This is a genomic window from Enterobacter sp. 18A13, assembly GCF_007035975.1.
In the GTDB taxonomy this organism is placed as follows: Bacteria; Pseudomonadota; Gammaproteobacteria; order Enterobacterales; family Enterobacteriaceae; genus Enterobacter; species Enterobacter vonholyi.
Window position 1 is genome coordinate 209196 of record NZ_AP019634.1, and the last position, 15426, is coordinate 224621.

14 protein-coding genes and 5 tRNA genes are annotated in these 15426 nt (G+C 53.0%); 18 read left to right on the forward strand and 1 reads right to left on the reverse strand.

What is annotated here, in order from left to right:
• The first annotated feature begins 225 nt into the window (after positions 1 to 225).
• The 7 genes from eptB (at position 226) to dppF (ending at position 8412) form a co-directional block, all read left to right on the forward strand.
• Positions 226 to 1920, forward strand: coding sequence for a kdo(2)-lipid A phosphoethanolamine 7''-transferase (gene eptB / locus FOY93_RS00980; protein ID WP_115876656.1), 1695 nt, complete (start codon positions 226 to 228; stop codon positions 1918 to 1920).
• 91 nt (positions 1921 to 2011) lie between these two features.
• Positions 2012 to 2088 (forward strand) — tRNA-Pro (locus FOY93_RS00985).
• Positions 2089 to 2708: 620 nt separating this feature from the next.
• Entirely contained in the window at positions 2709 to 4316 is a 1608-nt protein-coding gene (gene dppA / locus FOY93_RS00990; protein WP_111964353.1) for a dipeptide ABC transporter periplasmic-binding protein DppA, read from the forward strand.
• 160 nt (positions 4317 to 4476) lie between these two features.
• Positions 4477 to 5496: a dipeptide ABC transporter permease DppB gene (dppB, locus tag FOY93_RS00995; RefSeq protein WP_008502770.1), complete on the forward strand. Its 1020-nt coding sequence runs from the start codon at positions 4477 to 4479 to the stop codon at positions 5494 to 5496.
• Between the two features lie 9 nt (positions 5497 to 5505).
• On the forward strand, positions 5506 to 6408 hold the full coding sequence (dppC, locus tag FOY93_RS01000) for a dipeptide ABC transporter permease DppC (RefSeq protein ID WP_111964354.1): 903 nt from the start codon (positions 5506 to 5508) through the stop codon (positions 6406 to 6408).
• Positions 6409 to 6418: 10 nt separating this feature from the next.
• A complete protein-coding gene (gene dppD, locus FOY93_RS01005) occupies positions 6419 to 7402 on the forward strand; it encodes a dipeptide ABC transporter ATP-binding protein (RefSeq protein ID WP_136195916.1) in 984 nt (327 codons plus the stop codon).
• On the forward strand, positions 7399 to 8412 hold the full coding sequence (gene dppF / locus FOY93_RS01010) for a dipeptide ABC transporter ATP-binding subunit DppF (RefSeq protein ID WP_032644494.1): 1014 nt from the start codon (positions 7399 to 7401) through the stop codon (positions 8410 to 8412). The genes dppD and dppF overlap by 4 nt, the downstream gene beginning before the upstream one ends.
• A gap of 43 nt (positions 8413 to 8455) precedes the next feature.
• Here dppF and coaA read toward each other — a convergent pair whose 3' ends face one another.
• Complete coding sequence (gene coaA, locus FOY93_RS01015) at positions 8456 to 9406, reverse strand: type I pantothenate kinase (RefSeq protein WP_021242480.1); 951 nt, start codon at positions 9404 to 9406, stop codon at positions 8456 to 8458.
• A 317-nt stretch (positions 9407 to 9723) separates the two neighbouring features.
• On the opposite strand from coaA, the gene FOY93_RS01020 reads away from it, so the two are divergent.
• The 11 genes from FOY93_RS01020 to rplL all read left to right on the forward strand — a co-directional run bounded on the left by FOY93_RS01020 (position 9724) and on the right by rplL (position 15142).
• Positions 9724 to 9799, forward strand: a tRNA-Thr gene (locus FOY93_RS01020).
• Positions 9800 to 9807: 8 nt separating this feature from the next.
• Positions 9808 to 9892, forward strand: a tRNA-Tyr gene (locus FOY93_RS01025).
• Between the two features lie 117 nt (positions 9893 to 10009).
• Positions 10010 to 10084 (forward strand) — tRNA-Gly (locus FOY93_RS01030).
• A 6-nt stretch (positions 10085 to 10090) separates the two neighbouring features.
• Positions 10091 to 10166: transfer RNA gene (locus tag FOY93_RS01035), tRNA-Thr, on the forward strand.
• 118 nt (positions 10167 to 10284) lie between these two features.
• Positions 10285 to 11469 carry an elongation factor Tu gene (tuf, locus tag FOY93_RS01040; RefSeq protein ID WP_023309456.1) on the forward strand — a complete coding sequence of 395 codons (1185 nt, stop codon included), beginning with the start codon at positions 10285 to 10287 and terminating at the stop codon, positions 11467 to 11469.
• Positions 11470 to 11697: 228 nt separating this feature from the next.
• The gene (gene secE, locus FOY93_RS01045; protein ID WP_014068449.1) at positions 11698 to 12081 is read left to right on the forward strand and encodes a preprotein translocase subunit SecE; all 384 of its coding nucleotides are present in this window, start codon (positions 11698 to 11700) and stop codon (positions 12079 to 12081) included.
• A gap of 1 nt (position 12082) precedes the next feature.
• Positions 12083 to 12628, forward strand: a complete 546-nt coding sequence (nusG, locus tag FOY93_RS01050; RefSeq protein WP_002438628.1) for a transcription termination/antitermination protein NusG — start codon at positions 12083 to 12085, stop codon at positions 12626 to 12628.
• Between the two features lie 156 nt (positions 12629 to 12784).
• Positions 12785 to 13213 carry a 50S ribosomal protein L11 gene (gene rplK, locus FOY93_RS01055; RefSeq protein ID WP_008503452.1) on the forward strand — a complete coding sequence of 143 codons (429 nt, stop codon included), beginning with the start codon at positions 12785 to 12787 and terminating at the stop codon, positions 13211 to 13213.
• 3 nt (positions 13214 to 13216) lie between these two features.
• Positions 13217 to 13921 carry a 50S ribosomal protein L1 gene (rplA, locus tag FOY93_RS01060; protein ID WP_006810530.1) on the forward strand — a complete coding sequence of 235 codons (705 nt, stop codon included), beginning with the start codon at positions 13217 to 13219 and terminating at the stop codon, positions 13919 to 13921.
• 291 nt (positions 13922 to 14212) lie between these two features.
• A complete protein-coding gene (rplJ, locus tag FOY93_RS01065) occupies positions 14213 to 14710 on the forward strand; it encodes a 50S ribosomal protein L10 (protein WP_003862338.1) in 498 nt (165 codons plus the stop codon).
• 66 nt (positions 14711 to 14776) lie between these two features.
• A complete protein-coding gene (gene rplL, locus FOY93_RS01070) occupies positions 14777 to 15142 on the forward strand; it encodes a 50S ribosomal protein L7/L12 (RefSeq protein WP_002445276.1) in 366 nt (121 codons plus the stop codon).
• The last annotated feature ends 284 nt before the right edge of the window (positions 15143 to 15426 follow it).

The following is a 15426-nucleotide window of genomic DNA, read 5'->3' on the forward strand; positions in this document are numbered from 1 at the left end:
GCCTCTGTGGCCTCTTTTGTCTTTATGCGAGACGCTTCCCGTCTCGATATTTTGTAAAAATTTACACCGATCACACTCTCTGCTGCCACTTTTCTCTCCCGCTGTGGTCTACTTACCGCGCTTGTAGACGTTTCTCATAACGCTTCCTTACGCATTTACTTACTCTGTCCGCTTTCTCTTTGAGATTCGACGGGTCTTTATACCCCTTCCCCCAGGGTTGTTTGCATGAAATACATTAGGTCTCTTACCCAGCAAAGATTGTGTCTGATGCTGGCTGTCTATATCGGATTATTTCTGAATGGCGCGGTACTGTTCAGAAGAGTGGAAGGTTATTTCGAAAACCTTACCGTAAGTAATTGTATTTTTGCCGCAATTGAAGTGTTCGGCTCCGTCCTCGCTACCTTCTTCCTCTTACGCCTGCTGTCCCTTTTTGGCCGACGTACCTGGCAAATTTTGGCCTCGCTGGTGGTGATTATTTCTGCCGCCGCAAGCTATTACATGACCTTTATGAACGTGGTCATTGGGTACGGTATCGTTGCCTCGGTGATGACCACGGATATCGATCTCTCGAAAGAGGTGGTAGGGAAAGGCTTCATCGTCTGGACGGTTTTAACCTGTCTGATACCGCTGTTCTTTATCTGGAACAATACGTGCCGCTATACGCTGTTACGCCAGCTGCGCACGCGTGGACAGCGGATCCGCAATATCGTCGTCGTTCTGCTGGCCGGTCTGCTGGTATGGGCGCCTATCCGCCTGATGGAAACGCAGCAAAAACGCGTCGAAAAAGCGACGGGCGTGGATATGCCAAGCTATGGCGGCGTGGTGGCAAACTCCTATTTGCCGTCTAACTGGCTGTCAGCGTTAGGTCTGTATGCCTGGGCGCAGGCGGATGAATCCGGTGATGTTAAGTCGCTGATCAATCCACTGAAAAAATTCACCTACCAGCCACCAGCCGACGGGCTTGATGATACGTACGTCGTTTTTGTCATTGGCGAAACGACGCGCTGGGATCATATGGGCATTCTCGGCTATAACCGGGATACCACGCCAAAGCTGGCGCAGGAGAAGAACCTGGTGGCTTACCGGGGTTACTCCTGCGATACCGCGACCAAGCTTTCGCTGCGCTGTATGTTTGTTCGCGAAGGCGGTGCAAGCGATAACCCGCAGCGCACGCTGAAAGAGCAAAACGTCTTTGCCGTGCTGAAGCAGCTTGGATTTAGCTCAGACCTGTTCGCCATGCAAAGTGAGATGTGGTTCTACACCAATACCCTGGCAGATAACATCGCGTACCGTGAGCAGATTGGCGCCGAACCGCGTAACCGCGGTAAAAACGTCGACGACATGCTGCTGCTGGAAGAGATGTCGCAATCCCTCAAGAATCATCCGCAGGGCAAGCATCTTGTCATTCTGCATACCAAAGGATCGCATTACAGCTATTACCAGCGCTACACGCGTGATTTCGCGAAGTGGCAGCCTGAGTGCGTGGGCATTAATAAAGACTGCAGCAAGCAGGAGCTGATCAATGCCTATGATAACTCGGTGCTGTATGTGGATACCTTCCTGAGCCGGGTGATCGACCAGCTGCGCGATAAGAAAGCGATTGTGATTTATGCGGCAGACCACGGTGAATCCATCAACGAGAAAGAGCATCTGCACGGTACGCCGCGCAAGCTGGCACCGCCTGAACAGTTCCGCGTGCCGATGATCATGTGGATGTCGGATAAGTACCTGGAAAACCCGGAGAAGGCGAAGATGTTTGCTCAGCTGAAGAAAGAGGCGGAGATGAAGGTGCCGCGTCGTCACGTTGAGCTGTACGACACCATTATGGGTTGTCTCGGCTATACCTCACCGAACGGTGGGATTAACGAAAACAACAACTGGTGTAAACTCCCTGCTAACAGCGTAAAAGCCGCGCAGTAGCTGCTCTGGCGAGAATATCGCCAGTTGAATGGCTTTTTGAAAATAAGGGATTGACGGGGGCGCACCTCAGCAGTAAGATGCGCTCCGCATTCGGCGAGTAGCGCAGCTTGGTAGCGCAACTGGTTTGGGACCAGTGGGTCGGAGGTTCGAATCCTCTCTCGCCGACCACATTCTGAAAAGGGCTAACCGCAAGGTTAGCCCTTTTTGCATTATGACCTTATCCCGTCAGAGTATCCAAAACGCCCCTTAGGTCCGCTTCTTCCTGCCTGTTAACGATTTTGTGACATAATCCATTGTATTTTTTTATATATAGATTGATCTTTTTTCGCGTTGCTTATGGATAACCTCAGCATTTTTCGCTGTGCGTTTTAGCGTTCATGGAATTTAGTGCTCAGATAATCACCATTCTGCAAGAAAATTTACCCATTCTGAATAAAAGTTAATCACTGATTGTTGCGAAATATGAAGAGACTTGTGCTGCAGGATAGCGAGTAGCATAAATTTCCCTGCTGAAAACTGGCATACATAGTTTTTTTAATCTTTGTTTGCGGTTTCTCACACTCAGCGTAAATCCCCGCCACCTGTATTGACGTTTTCACATTCTGTTGACAGATTGTAGGGCATGAGGGGCATTTCAGGGACGATCTGCGCTGCAACTCAAACGCTCTTCTGAAAGGATTCTCCATCCCTTTAACGCCTTCGGGCACCTCCGACCGGACCGGGTAAAAAATAAATAAAGGTCTGGCGGCGTAACACAACAAAGCAAAACATCACATTGGAGCAGAATAATGAGTATTTCCTTGAAGAAGTCAGGGATGCTGAAACTTGGTCTGAGCCTGGTGGCTATGACCGTGGCAGCAAGCGTACAGGCAAAAACCCTGGTTTACTGTTCTGAAGGCTCGCCGGAAGGCTTTAACCCACAGCTCTTTACCTCTGGTACGACTTACGACGCAAGCTCTGTACCGATCTATAACCGTCTGGTTGAATTCAAAACCGGTACCACGGAAGTGATTCCGGGGCTGGCAGAGAAGTGGGACGTCAGCGAAGACGGCAAAACCTATACCTTCCACCTGCGCAAAGGCGTGAAGTGGCAGGACAGCAAAGAATTCAAACCAACGCGCGACTTTAACGCCGACGACGTTGTGTTCTCCTTCGATCGTCAGAAAAACGCGCAGAACCCGTACCACAAAGTGTCTGGCGGCAGCTATGAATACTTCGAAGGGATGGGCCTGCCGGATCTGATTTCTGAAGTGAAAAAAGTGGACGACAATACCGTTCAGTTCGTGCTGACGCGTCCGGAAGCGCCATTCCTGGCTGACCTGGCTATGGACTTTGCTTCAATTCTGTCCAAAGAGTACGCGGACAACATGCTGAAAGCCGGTACGCCGGAAAAAGTCGACCTGAACCCAATCGGTACCGGTCCATTCCAGCTGCTGCAGTACCAGAAAGACTCCCGCATTCTGTACAAAGCGTTCGAAGGCTACTGGGGCACCAAGCCGCAGATCGACCGTCTGGTCTTCTCCATTACGCCTGACGCTTCCGTGCGTTATGCAAAACTGCAGAAAAACGAATGCCAGGTTATGCCATACCCGAACCCGGCTGACATTGCCCGCATGAAGCAGGACAAGAACATCAACCTGCTGGAGCAGGCTGGCCTGAACGTGGGCTATCTCTCCTTCAACACCGAGAAGAAACCGTTTGATGACGTGAAAGTGCGTCAGGCGCTGACCTACGCGGTGAACAAAGAAGCGATCATCAAGGCCGTTTACCAGGGCGCTGGCGTTGCAGCCAAAAACCTGATCCCACCAACCATGTGGGGCTATAACGACGACGTTAAAGACTACAGCTACGATCCTGAGAAAGCGAAAGCGCTGCTGAAAGAAGCGGGCCAGGATAAAGGCTTCACCGTCGAGCTGTGGGCGATGCCGGTACAGCGTCCGTACAACCCGAACGCACGCCGCATGGCAGAAATGGTTCAGGCTGACTGGGCTAAGATTGGCGTTCAGGCCAAGATTGTGACCTACGAGTGGGGCGAGTACCTGAAGCGCGCTAAAGCGGGTGAGCACCAGGCGGTAATGATGGGCTGGACCGGTGATAACGGGGATCCGGACAACTTCTTCGCTACCCTATTCAGCTGCGCGGCGGCGAAAGACGGTTCTAACTACTCTCGCTGGTGCTACAAGCCGTTTGAAGACCTGATCCAGCCGGCGCGTGCGACCGACGATCACAACAAACGTATTGAACTGTACAAGCAGGCTCAGGTTGTTATGCACGATCAGGCTCCGGCGCTGATTGTTGCTCACTCCACCGTGTACGAGCCAGTGCGTAAAGAAGTGAAGGGCTACGTGGTTGATCCACTGGGCAAACACCACTTCGAGAACGTATCTGTTGAATAATAAGTAGGGTGTTTTCCCTCTCCCTCCGGGAGAGGGCAGGGGTGAGGGTCGTGCATGCATCCCCTCACCCTCATCTTCTCTCAAGGGAGAAGAAATTTACATTTGTGAGCAATACAGACGTCACGCCACTGGTCGTGCGTCATCAGAGAGAATCCGGGTTATGTTGCAGTTCATCCTCCGACGTCTGGGACTTGTTATCCCCACGTTTATCGGTATCACCCTTCTCACTTTTGCCTTCGTCCATATGATCCCCGGCGACCCGGTAATGATTATGGCGGGCGAGCGTGGTATTTCCCCTGAGCGCCATGCACAGCTGCTGGCTGAACTCGGTCTCGATAAGCCGATGTGGCAGCAGTATCTCCACTATATCTGGGGCGTGCTGCACGGTGATTTAGGGATTTCGCTGAAAAGCCGCCTTCCGGTGTGGGACGAGTTCGTGCCGCGTTTTAAAGCGACGCTGGAGCTTGGCGTCTGCGCCATGATTTTCGCCACTGCGGTAGGTATCCCGGTTGGGGTGCTGGCAGCCGTTAAGCGTGGCTCTATTTTTGACCATACCGCCGTGGGCCTGGCGCTGACCGGCTACTCCATGCCTATCTTCTGGTGGGGCATGATGCTGATCATGCTGGTCTCGGTGCAGCTTAACCTGACCCCGGTCTCCGGGCGCGTTAGCGATATGGTCTTCCTGGATGACTCCAACCCGCTCACCGGCTTTATGCTGATTGATACGGCTATCTGGGGCGAGGAGGGCAACTTCATGGATGCCGTCGCGCACATGATCCTGCCTGCCATGGTGCTGGGGACCATTCCTCTGGCGGTGATCGTGCGTATGACCCGTTCATCGATGCTGGAAGTGCTGGGTGAGGATTACATCCGCACCGCGCGCGCCAAGGGCCTGACGCGCATGCGCGTCATTATCGTCCATGCGCTGCGTAACGCCATGCTGCCGGTGGTGACCGTTATCGGTCTCCAGGTGGGGACGTTGCTGGCGGGGGCGATTCTGACCGAAACCATCTTCTCCTGGCCGGGCCTGGGCCGCTGGCTGATTGACGCGCTGCAACGCCGTGACTATCCGGTTGTGCAGGGCGGTGTACTGCTGGTCGCGACGATGATTATCCTCGTCAACCTGCTGGTCGATTTGCTGTACGGCGTGGTGAACCCGCGTATTCGTCATAAGAAGTAAGGGGCCATCATGTCACAAGTCACTCAAAATAAAGTGGTCGCTGCACCGGTTCCTATGACGCCGCTGCAGGAATTCTGGCACTACTTCAAGCGCAATAAAGGTGCGGTAGTAGGTCTGGTGTATGTTGCTATCATGATCCTGATTGCGGTGTTTGCGAACTTCCTCGCACCGTATAATCCGGCGGACCAGTTCCGCGATGCGCTGCTCGCGCCACCTGCGTGGCAGGACGGCGGTAGCCTGGCGCACCTGCTCGGTACCGATGACGTGGGCCGCGATGTGCTGTCGCGTCTGATGTACGGCGCGCGCCTGTCGCTGCTGGTCGGCTGCCTGGTGGTGGTGCTCTCCCTGATTATGGGGATCGTTCTCGGCCTGGTTGCCGGTTACTTCGGCGGCATCGTTGATAACATCATCATGCGTATCGTCGACATCATGCTGGCGCTGCCAAGCCTGCTGCTGGCCCTGGTGCTGGTGGCGATCTTCGGTCCGTCGATCGGTAACGCCGCCCTGGCGCTGACGTTCGTCGCGCTTCCTCACTACGTGCGTTTAACCCGTGCGGCGGTGCTGGTGGAAGTGAACCGCGATTACGTTACCGCCTCTCGTGTGGCGGGTGCCGGTGCGATGCGCCAGATGTTCGTGAATATCTTCCCTAACTGCCTTGCGCCGCTGATCGTTCAGGCGTCGCTCGGTTTCTCTAACGCCATTCTTGATATGGCCGCTCTTGGCTTCCTGGGCATGGGTGCGCAGCCGCCAACACCGGAGTGGGGCACCATGCTCTCCGACGTGTTGCAGTTCGCACAAAGCGCCTGGTGGGTTGTCACCTTCCCGGGTCTGGCAATCCTGCTGACGGTGCTGGCATTTAACCTGATGGGTGATGGCCTGCGTGATGCGCTTGATCCCAAACTGAAGCAGTAAGAGGCACGAGATGGCGTTATTAAATGTAGATAAATTATCGGTGCACTTCGGCGACGAAGGCACCCCGTTTCGCGCCGTGGACCGCATCAGCTACAGCGTAAATCAGGGCGAAGTGGTAGGCATTGTCGGGGAATCCGGTTCCGGTAAGTCGGTGAGTTCACTGGCGATCATGGGGCTGATTGATTACCCGGGCCGCGTGATGGCGGAAAACCTACAGTTCAACGGTCAGGATCTGAAGCGCATTTCTGAAAAACAGCGCCGCCAGCTGGTGGGCGCCGAAGTGGCGATGATTTTCCAGGATCCCATGACCAGCCTTAACCCCTGCTACACCGTTGGTTTCCAGATTATGGAAGCGATTAAGGTGCATCAGGGTGGGAATAAGAAAACCCGTCGCCAGCGCGCGATCGATCTGCTGAACCAGGTAGGTATTCCTGACCCGGCATCGCGCCTGGACGTTTACCCGCATCAGCTCTCCGGTGGGATGAGCCAGCGCGTGATGATCGCGATGGCGATTGCCTGTCGGCCAAAGCTGCTGATTGCGGATGAACCGACGACGGCGCTGGATGTGACCATTCAGGCACAAATCATCGAACTGCTGCTGGAGCTGCAGCAGAAAGAGAATATGGCGCTGGTGCTGATTACGCACGATCTGGCGCTGGTAGCCGAAGCCGCGCACAAAATCATCGTGATGTATGCGGGCCAGGTGGTTGAGACCGGAAATTCTCACGCTATTTTCCGCGCGCCGCGTCACCCGTATACCCAGGCGCTTTTACGCGCGCTGCCGGAGTTTGCTCAGGACAAAGCGCGTCTGGCGTCGCTGCCGGGTGTGGTGCCGGGTAAATATGACCGTCCGCAGGGCTGTCTGCTTAATCCGCGCTGTCCATATGCGACGGACAAATGCCGGGCGGAGGAGCCAGATCTGAACCAGCTGGCTGATGGTCGTCAGTCGAAATGCCACTACCCACTCGATGATGCCGGGAGGCCAACACTATGAGTACGCAACAGGCCACCACGCAACAGCCGCTGTTGCAGGCCATCGACCTGAAAAAATACTACCCGGTGAAGAAGGGACTGTTTGCCCCTGAACGCCTGGTGAAAGCGCTGGACGGCGTCTCCTTTAACCTCGAACGCGGTAAAACGCTGGCGGTGGTGGGAGAGTCAGGCTGCGGGAAATCCACGCTGGGCCGTCTGCTGACGATGATTGAAGTGCCGACCGGCGGTGAGCTCTATTATCAGGGGCAAGATCTACTCAAGCACGATCCGCAGGCGCAGAAGCTGCGTCGCCAGAAAATCCAGATTGTGTTCCAGAACCCGTATGGTTCGCTGAACCCGCGTAAAAAAGTGGGACAGATTCTGGAAGAGCCGCTGCTGATCAACAGTAATCTGAGCAAAGAGCAGCGCCGTGAAAAAGCGCTGGCGATGATGGCGAAGGTCGGCCTCAAAACCGAGCATTACGATCGCTATCCGCACATGTTCTCCGGTGGCCAGCGTCAGCGTATTGCTATCGCGCGCGGGCTGATGCTCGATCCGGACGTGGTGATTGCCGATGAGCCGGTCTCCGCGCTCGACGTATCCGTGCGTGCGCAGGTGCTGAACCTGATGATGGATCTGCAGCAGGAGCTGGGGCTGTCTTACGTTTTCATCTCCCACGACCTGTCGGTGGTGGAGCATATTGCTGATGAGGTGATGGTGATGTACCTGGGACGCTGCGTGGAGAAGGGGACCAAAGACCAGATCTTTAATAATCCTCGTCACCCGTATACCCAGGCGCTGCTGTCTGCGACGCCGCGTCTGAACCCGGACGATCGTCGCGAGCGTATTAAGCTGACGGGTGAACTGCCAAGTCCGCTGAATCCGCCTCCGGGATGTGCATTCAACGCCCGCTGCAGCCGCCGCTTTGGCCCGTGCACCCAGCTCCAGCCGCAGCTGAAGGATTATGGCGGCCAGCTGGTTGCCTGCTTCGCGGTCGATCAGGATGAAAATGGCGAGAAGCCACACGCATAACGAAAAAAACCGGCGCTAAGCCGGTTTTTTTATGTCTGATTGATTATTTCCGCAGGCGAATCTGGTCGACGGCGTGCTTCTCGCTCTTGGTGAGGATCAGGCTTGCTCGTTCGCGCGTCGGCAGGATGTTCTCTTTGAGGTTGACGTAGTTGATCTCATTCCACAGTCCCGTGGCCACGTTGATCGCTTCTTCTTCAGAAAGCTGAGCATAGTGGTGGAAATAGGAATCCGGATCGGTGAACGCCCCTTCGCGGAACTTCAGGAAGCGGTTGATGTACCAGTTTTGCAGCAGATCTTCCGGCGCATCGACATAAATAGAGAAATCGACGAAATCCGAGACGAATACGTGATGCGGGTCGTGAGGATAGTCCATCCCGCTTTGCAGCACGTTCAGACCTTCCAGAATGAGAATATCCGGCTGAACCACCGTTTTATCCCCACCCGGGATGCGATCGTAGATCAGGTGCGAATAGACTGGCGCAGTCACGTGCGGCACGCCGGATTTCAGGTCAGAGACAAATTTCACCAGACGGTGCATATCGTAAGAGAGCGGGAAGCCCTTCTTCTTCATCAGCCCACGTTCTTTTAATACCTCGTTCGGGTGCAGAAAACCGTCGGTGGTGATCAGCTCCACGCTGCGGTGTTCCGGCCAGCGGCTCAACAGCGCCTGCAGGACGCGCGCGGTGGTACTTTTACCCACGGCCACGCTGCCTGCGATACTGATGATATAAGGAATGCGTTGACCGTTCGTCCCGAGAAACTGCTCCAGCACGGCCTGACGGCGCAGGTTCGAGCTGATATAGAAGTTAAGCAAGCGAGAGAGGGGGAGATAAATTTCTGCCACCTCTTCCAGGGACAGATCTTCGTTTATCCCTTTTAACCGTGCGATTTCACCTTCCGTCAGCGTCATAGGGACGGAATCACGCAGGGCAGCCCACTGGCTGCGGTTAAAGTGAAGATAAGGCGTCATTAACGTTTGCTCTTTTTTGCTCATAAGCATGCTTCAGCGAGCCAGCACCACACTGCCGGATCGTGGCTCATCACACAGTTAATTTTGGACAATGGGCAGGAGGTTAACACCAGATGACGGGAATAATAAGAAAAAAGATGGAAAGCGCTGCGTTACGCGGAAGCCGTCACGCTACGGTGAATACGGTGCAAATCACGATGATATGTTGAATATTTGACCTCAAATGGCTACTTTTACAGCGTCCGATACGCTGTTCGCATAAAATGTGAGCGAAAGAACGTTTTATGCAAATTTTTAGTTGCATGACCGCTCAGGTATCCATAGAATGCGCGCTACTTGATGCCGACTTAGCTCAGTAGGTAGAGCAACTGACTTGTAATCAGTAGGTCACCAGTTCGATTCCGGTAGTCGGCACCATCAAGTCCGGTGGGGTTCCCGAGCGGCCAAAGGGAGCAGACTGTAAATCTGCCGTCACAGACTTCGAAGGTTCGAATCCTTCCCCCACCACCACTTTCTGGCAGCGTAAATGCCGCCGGAGCTGGTTGGAAAAATTAGCCAGCTCAAACTGAAAAAGAGAGAAATCTCTTTTTTTGTTACAGAAAGAACTGGGTAGCCGAGTTTCAGGATGCGGGCATCGTATAATGGCTATTACCTCAGCCTTCCAAGCTGATGATGCGGGTTCGATTCCCGCTGCCCGCTCCAATACGTGCTGATATGGCTCAGTTGGTAGAGCGCACCCTTGGTAAGGGTGAGGTCCCCAGTTCGACTCTGGGTATCAGCACCACTTCACTTCTCCTTCCCGTTTCTCTCTGTTTCAATTTTACTGTATTCAACAATTCAGGCATTTCGCCTGGTTGATGTGGTGATATCACCGATTTATCCGTGTCTTAGAGGGACAATCGATGTCTAAAGAAAAGTTTGAACGTACAAAACCGCACGTTAACGTCGGTACTATCGGCCACGTTGACCATGGTAAAACAACGCTGACCGCTGCAATCACTACCGTTCTGGCAAAAACCTACGGTGGTTCTGCTCGTGCTTTCGACCAGATCGATAACGCACCAGAAGAAAAAGCTCGTGGTATCACCATCAACACCTCTCACGTTGAGTACGACACCCCGACTCGCCACTACGCACACGTAGACTGCCCAGGCCACGCCGACTATGTTAAAAACATGATCACCGGTGCTGCGCAGATGGACGGCGCGATCCTGGTTGTTGCTGCGACTGACGGCCCAATGCCTCAGACTCGTGAGCACATCCTGCTGGGTCGTCAGGTAGGCGTTCCTTTCATCATCGTGTTCCTGAACAAGTGCGACATGGTTGATGACGAAGAGCTGCTGGAACTGGTAGAGATGGAAGTTCGTGAACTGCTGTCTCAGTACGATTTCCCAGGCGACGATACTCCAATCGTTCGTGGTTCTGCTCTGAAAGCGCTGGAAGGCGACGCAGAGTGGGAAGCGAAAATCATCGAACTGGCTGGCTTCCTGGATTCTTACATCCCAGAACCAGAGCGTGCGATTGACAAGCCATTCCTGCTGCCAATCGAAGACGTATTCTCCATCTCCGGTCGTGGTACCGTTGTTACCGGTCGTGTAGAGCGCGGTATCATCAAAGTTGGTGAAGAAGTTGAAATCGTTGGTATCAAAGAGACTGCGAAGTCTACCTGTACTGGCGTTGAAATGTTCCGCAAACTGCTGGACGAAGGCCGTGCTGGTGAGAACGTTGGTGTTCTGCTGCGTGGTATCAAACGTGAAGAAATCGAACGTGGTCAGGTTCTGGCGAAGCCAGGCTCAATCAAGCCACACACCAAGTTCGAATCTGAAGTGTATATCCTGTCCAAAGACGAAGGCGGCCGTCATACTCCGTTCTTCAAAGGCTACCGTCCACAGTTCTACTTCCGTACAACTGACGTGACCGGTACCATCGAACTGCCAGAAGGCGTTGAGATGGTAATGCCAGGCGACAACATCAAGATGGTTGTGACGCTGATCCACCCAATCGCGATGGACGACGGTCTGCGTTTCGCAATCCGTGAAGGTGGCCGTACCGTTGGCGCGGGCGTGGTTGCTAAAGTTCTCGGCTAATCGCTGATAACATTTGACGCAATGCGCATGAAAAGGGCATCATTTGATGCCCTTTTTGCACGCTTTCACATCAGAACCTGGCTCATCAGTGATTATTTTTGTCATAATCATTGCTGAGACAGGCTCTGCAGAGAGCGTATAATCCATAAAGGGATTAGCGTTTCGATTTGGCTCGCCTCGCAATCGCGGGGTGAAATTATTTGTAGAATTCTTCTGACAGGTTGGTTTATGAGTGCGAATACCGAAGCTCAAGGGAGCGGGCGCGGCCTGGAAGCGATGAAGTGGGTCGCTGTTGCCGTGCTGCTGATTGTGGCAATCGTTGGCAACTATCTTTATCGTGACATGATGCTGCCGCTCCGCGCGCTGGCAGTGGTGATTCTGATTGCTGCAGCGGGCGGTGTCGCGCTGTTGACGACTAAGGGTAAAGCGACCGTTGCTTTCGCTCGTGAAGCACGTACCGAAGTCCGCAAGGTCATTTGGCCGACTCGCCAGGAAACATTGCACACCACGCTGATCGTGGCTGCAGTGACTGCGGTAATGTCACTGATCCTGTGGGGACTGGATGGTATTCTGGTTCGCCTGGTTTCCTTTATTACTGGCCTGAGGTTCTAAGATGTCTGAAGCCCCTAAAAAGCGTTGGTACGTCGTTCAGGCGTTTTCCGGTTTTGAAGGCCGCGTAGCAACGTCGCTGCGTGAGCATATCAAATTACACAACATGGAAGAGTTATTTGGCGAAGTTATGGTTCCGACCGAAGAAGTGGTTGAGATCCGTGGCGGCCAACGTCGCAAAAGCGAGCGTAAATTCTTCCCGGGTTACGTGCTGGTTCAGATGGTGATGAACGATGCGAGCTGGCACCTGGTGCGCAGCGTACCGCGCGTGATGGGCTTTATCGGCGGCACGTCTGACCGTCCGGCGCCAATCAGCGATAAAGAAGTTGATGCGATTATGAACCGCCTGCAGCAGGTGGGTGATAAGCCGCGTCCGAAAACGCTGTTTGAACCGGGTGAAATGGTTCGTGTTAGCGACGGTCCGTTTGCTGACTTTAATGGCGTCGTTGAAGAAGTGGACTACGAGAAGTCCCGCCTGAAAGTTTCTGTTTCTATCTTCGGTCGTGCGACCCCGGTAGAACTGGACTTTGCGCAGGTCGAAAAAGCCTAAGCAGCGATCAAAAAAGCGGCGATTTAATCGTTGCACAGGGCGCGAGATTGGAATACAATTTCGCGCCTTTTGTTTTTATGGGCCCCGGCCCGTAAAACGAATTTTATTCACGGGGAGCCTCCCTGAGGCGCTATCACCCAATCAGAGGATTTTAGAATGGCTAAGAAAGTACAAGCCTACGTCAAGCTGCAGGTTGCAGCTGGTATGGCGAACCCAAGTCCACCAGTTGGTCCAGCTCTGGGTCAGCAGGGTGTGAACATCATGGAATTCTGTAAAGCGTTCAACGCAAAAACTGAATCCCTGGAAAAAGGTCTGCCAATCCCAGTCGTAATCACTGTTTACGCTGACCGTTCTTTCACTTTCGTTACCAAAACCCCTCCAGCAGCTGTTCTGCTGAAGAAAGCGGCTGGTATCAAGTCTGGTTCCGGTAAACCGAACAAAGACAAAGTGGGTAAAATTTCCCGCGCTCAGCTGCAGGAAATCGCGCAGACCAAAGCTGCCGACATGACTGGTGCCGACATTGAAGCGATGACTCGCTCAATCGAAGGTACTGCACGTTCCATGGGCCTGGTAGTGGAGGACTAAGAAATGGCTAAACTGACCAAGCGCATGTCCGTGATCCGTGACAAAGTTGATGCGACCAAACAGTACGACATCAACGAAGCTATCGCTCTGCTGAAAGAACTGGCAACTGCTAAGTTCGTTGAAAGCGTTGACGTTGCCGTTAACCTCGGCATCGACGCGCGTAAATCCGATCAGAACGTTCGTGGCGCAACTGTACTGCCACACGGTACTGGCCGTTCCGTTCGCGTAGCTGTATTTGCTCAGGGTGCGAACGCTGAAGCTGCTAAAGCTGCCGGCGCTGAACTGGTAGGTATGGAAGATCTGGCTGATCAGATCAAGAAAGGCGAAATGAACTTTGACGTTGTTATTGCTTCTCCAGATGCAATGCGCGTTGTTGGCCAGCTGGGCCAGGTTCTGGGTCCACGCGGCCTGATGCCAAACCCGAAAGTTGGTACTGTAACCCCTAACGTTGCTGAAGCGGTTAAGAACGCTAAAGCAGGTCAGGTTCGTTATCGTAACGACAAAAACGGCATCATCCACACCACCATCGGTAAAGTGGACTTTGACGCTGACAAACTGAAAGAAAACCTGGAAGCTCTGCTGGTTGCGCTGAAAAAAGCGAAACCAACTCAGGCGAAAGGCGTGTACATCAAGAAAGTTAGCATCTCCACCACTATGGGTGCAGGTGTTGCAGTTGACCAGGCTGGCCTGAGCGCTGCTGCAAACTAATGCCTTTACGTGGGCGGTGATTTTGTCTACAATCTTACCCCCACGTTTGCTAACAAAAGTTAGCGGCTAAAAGATTTGTTCGTTGGAGCCTGGCCTAATCCAGGCCTCCGTCGAAGACCGCAGGTGTTTCGCAAGAGACTTAATCCCCTGCGTAGACGGTGACAGAACGCTAAGATTATTTTTGGATACTCTGGCTTGTTTCTGCTCACCGTATTAAGACGCTCTTTCCGTTGGGGAGAGTGAAGTGAGTTCCGGAACATGAGTTCCGGCAAACATCCAGGAGCAAAGCTAATGGCTTTAAATCTTCAAGACAAACAAGCGATTGTTGCTGAAGTCAGCGAAGTAGCCAAAGGCGCGCTGTCTGCAGTAGTTGCGGATTCCCGTGGCGTTACTGTAGACAAAATGACTGAACTGCGTAAAGCAGGTCGTGAAGCTGGCGTATACATGCGTGTTGTTCGTAACACCCTGCTGCGCCGCGTAGTTGAAGGTACTCAGTTCGAGTGCCTGAAAGACACGTTTGTTGGTCCGACCCTGATTGCATACTCTATGGAACACCCGGGCGCTGCTGCTCGTCTGTTCAAAGAGTTCGCGAAAGCGAATGCAAAATTTGAGGTCAAAGCTGCAGCCTTTGAAGGTGAGTTGATCCCGGCATCGCAAATCGATCGCCTGGCAACCCTGCCGACCTACGAAGAAGCAATTGCACGCCTGATGGCAACCATGAAAGAAGCTGCGGCTGGCAAACTGGTTCGCACTCTGGCTGCTGTACGCGATGCGAAAGAAGCTGCTTAATCGCAGTTATCTTTATAAAGCATTTGCTTACGTATAAACTTATTCTGATTTTCAGGAACAATTTAAATGTCTATCACTAAAGATCAAATCATTGAAGCAGTAGCAGCTATGTCCGTAATGGACGTTGTAGAGCTGGTTTCTGCAATGGAAGAAAAATTCGGTGTTTCTGCTGCTGCTGCTGTAGCTGTAGCTGCGGGCCCGGCTGAAGCTGCTGAAGAAAAAACTGAATTCGACGTAATTCTGAAAGCTGCTGGCGCTAACAAAGTTGCTGTTATCAAAGCAGTACGTGGTGCAACTGGCCTGGGTCTGAAAGAAGCTAAAGACCTGGTAGAATCTGCTCCAGCTGCGCTGAAAGAAGGCGTGAGCAAAGACGACGCAGAAGCACTGAAAAAATCTCTGGAAGAAGCTGGCGCTGAAGTTGAAGTTAAATAAGCCAACTTTTCTGGTTGCAGCCTGAGTAATTAGGCTGATGGCTGGTGACTTTTTAGTCACCAGCCTTTTTGCGCTGTAAGGCATCAGTAGCATTTCACACTGTTTGACTGCTGATTGTCCTGACAATGCATGTTTCTATCGACGACTTAATATATTGCGACAGGGTGCTCGCTCTGTGTAAATCGCGACGAAATGATTTAAGCGTGATAGCAACAGGTATTGCGGAAAGTATTCAATTTTCCGGTCCACAAAATGGTGTTGCACAAACTGTCCCTTCGTCGGAC

Excerpts from the sequence above, each read along its gene's own strand:
- secE (WP_014068449.1), top strand. The coding sequence starts at position 11,698 with ATGAGTGCGAATACCGAAGCTCAAGGGAGCGGGCGCGGCCTGGAAGCG.
- dppD (WP_136195916.1), top strand. The coding sequence starts at position 6,419 with ATGGCGTTATTAAATGTAGATAAATTATCGGTGCACTTCGGCGACGAA.
- coaA (WP_021242480.1), bottom strand. The coding sequence starts at position 9,406 with ATGAGCAAAAAAGAGCAAACGTTAATGACGCCTTATCTTCACTTTAAC.
- tuf (WP_023309456.1), top strand. The coding sequence starts at position 10,285 with ATGTCTAAAGAAAAGTTTGAACGTACAAAACCGCACGTTAACGTCGGT.
- dppC (WP_111964354.1), top strand. The coding sequence starts at position 5,506 with ATGTCACAAGTCACTCAAAATAAAGTGGTCGCTGCACCGGTTCCTATG.
- rplK (WP_008503452.1), top strand. The coding sequence starts at position 12,785 with ATGGCTAAGAAAGTACAAGCCTACGTCAAGCTGCAGGTTGCAGCTGGT.
- dppF (WP_032644494.1), top strand. The coding sequence starts at position 7,399 with ATGAGTACGCAACAGGCCACCACGCAACAGCCGCTGTTGCAGGCCATC.
- eptB (WP_115876656.1), top strand. The coding sequence starts at position 226 with ATGAAATACATTAGGTCTCTTACCCAGCAAAGATTGTGTCTGATGCTG.
- nusG (WP_002438628.1), top strand. The coding sequence starts at position 12,083 with ATGTCTGAAGCCCCTAAAAAGCGTTGGTACGTCGTTCAGGCGTTTTCC.
- rplL (WP_002445276.1), top strand. The coding sequence starts at position 14,777 with ATGTCTATCACTAAAGATCAAATCATTGAAGCAGTAGCAGCTATGTCC.
- dppB (WP_008502770.1), top strand. The coding sequence starts at position 4,477 with ATGTTGCAGTTCATCCTCCGACGTCTGGGACTTGTTATCCCCACGTTT.
- dppA (WP_111964353.1), top strand. The coding sequence starts at position 2,709 with ATGAGTATTTCCTTGAAGAAGTCAGGGATGCTGAAACTTGGTCTGAGC.
- rplJ (WP_003862338.1), top strand. The coding sequence starts at position 14,213 with ATGGCTTTAAATCTTCAAGACAAACAAGCGATTGTTGCTGAAGTCAGC.
- rplA (WP_006810530.1), top strand. The coding sequence starts at position 13,217 with ATGGCTAAACTGACCAAGCGCATGTCCGTGATCCGTGACAAAGTTGAT.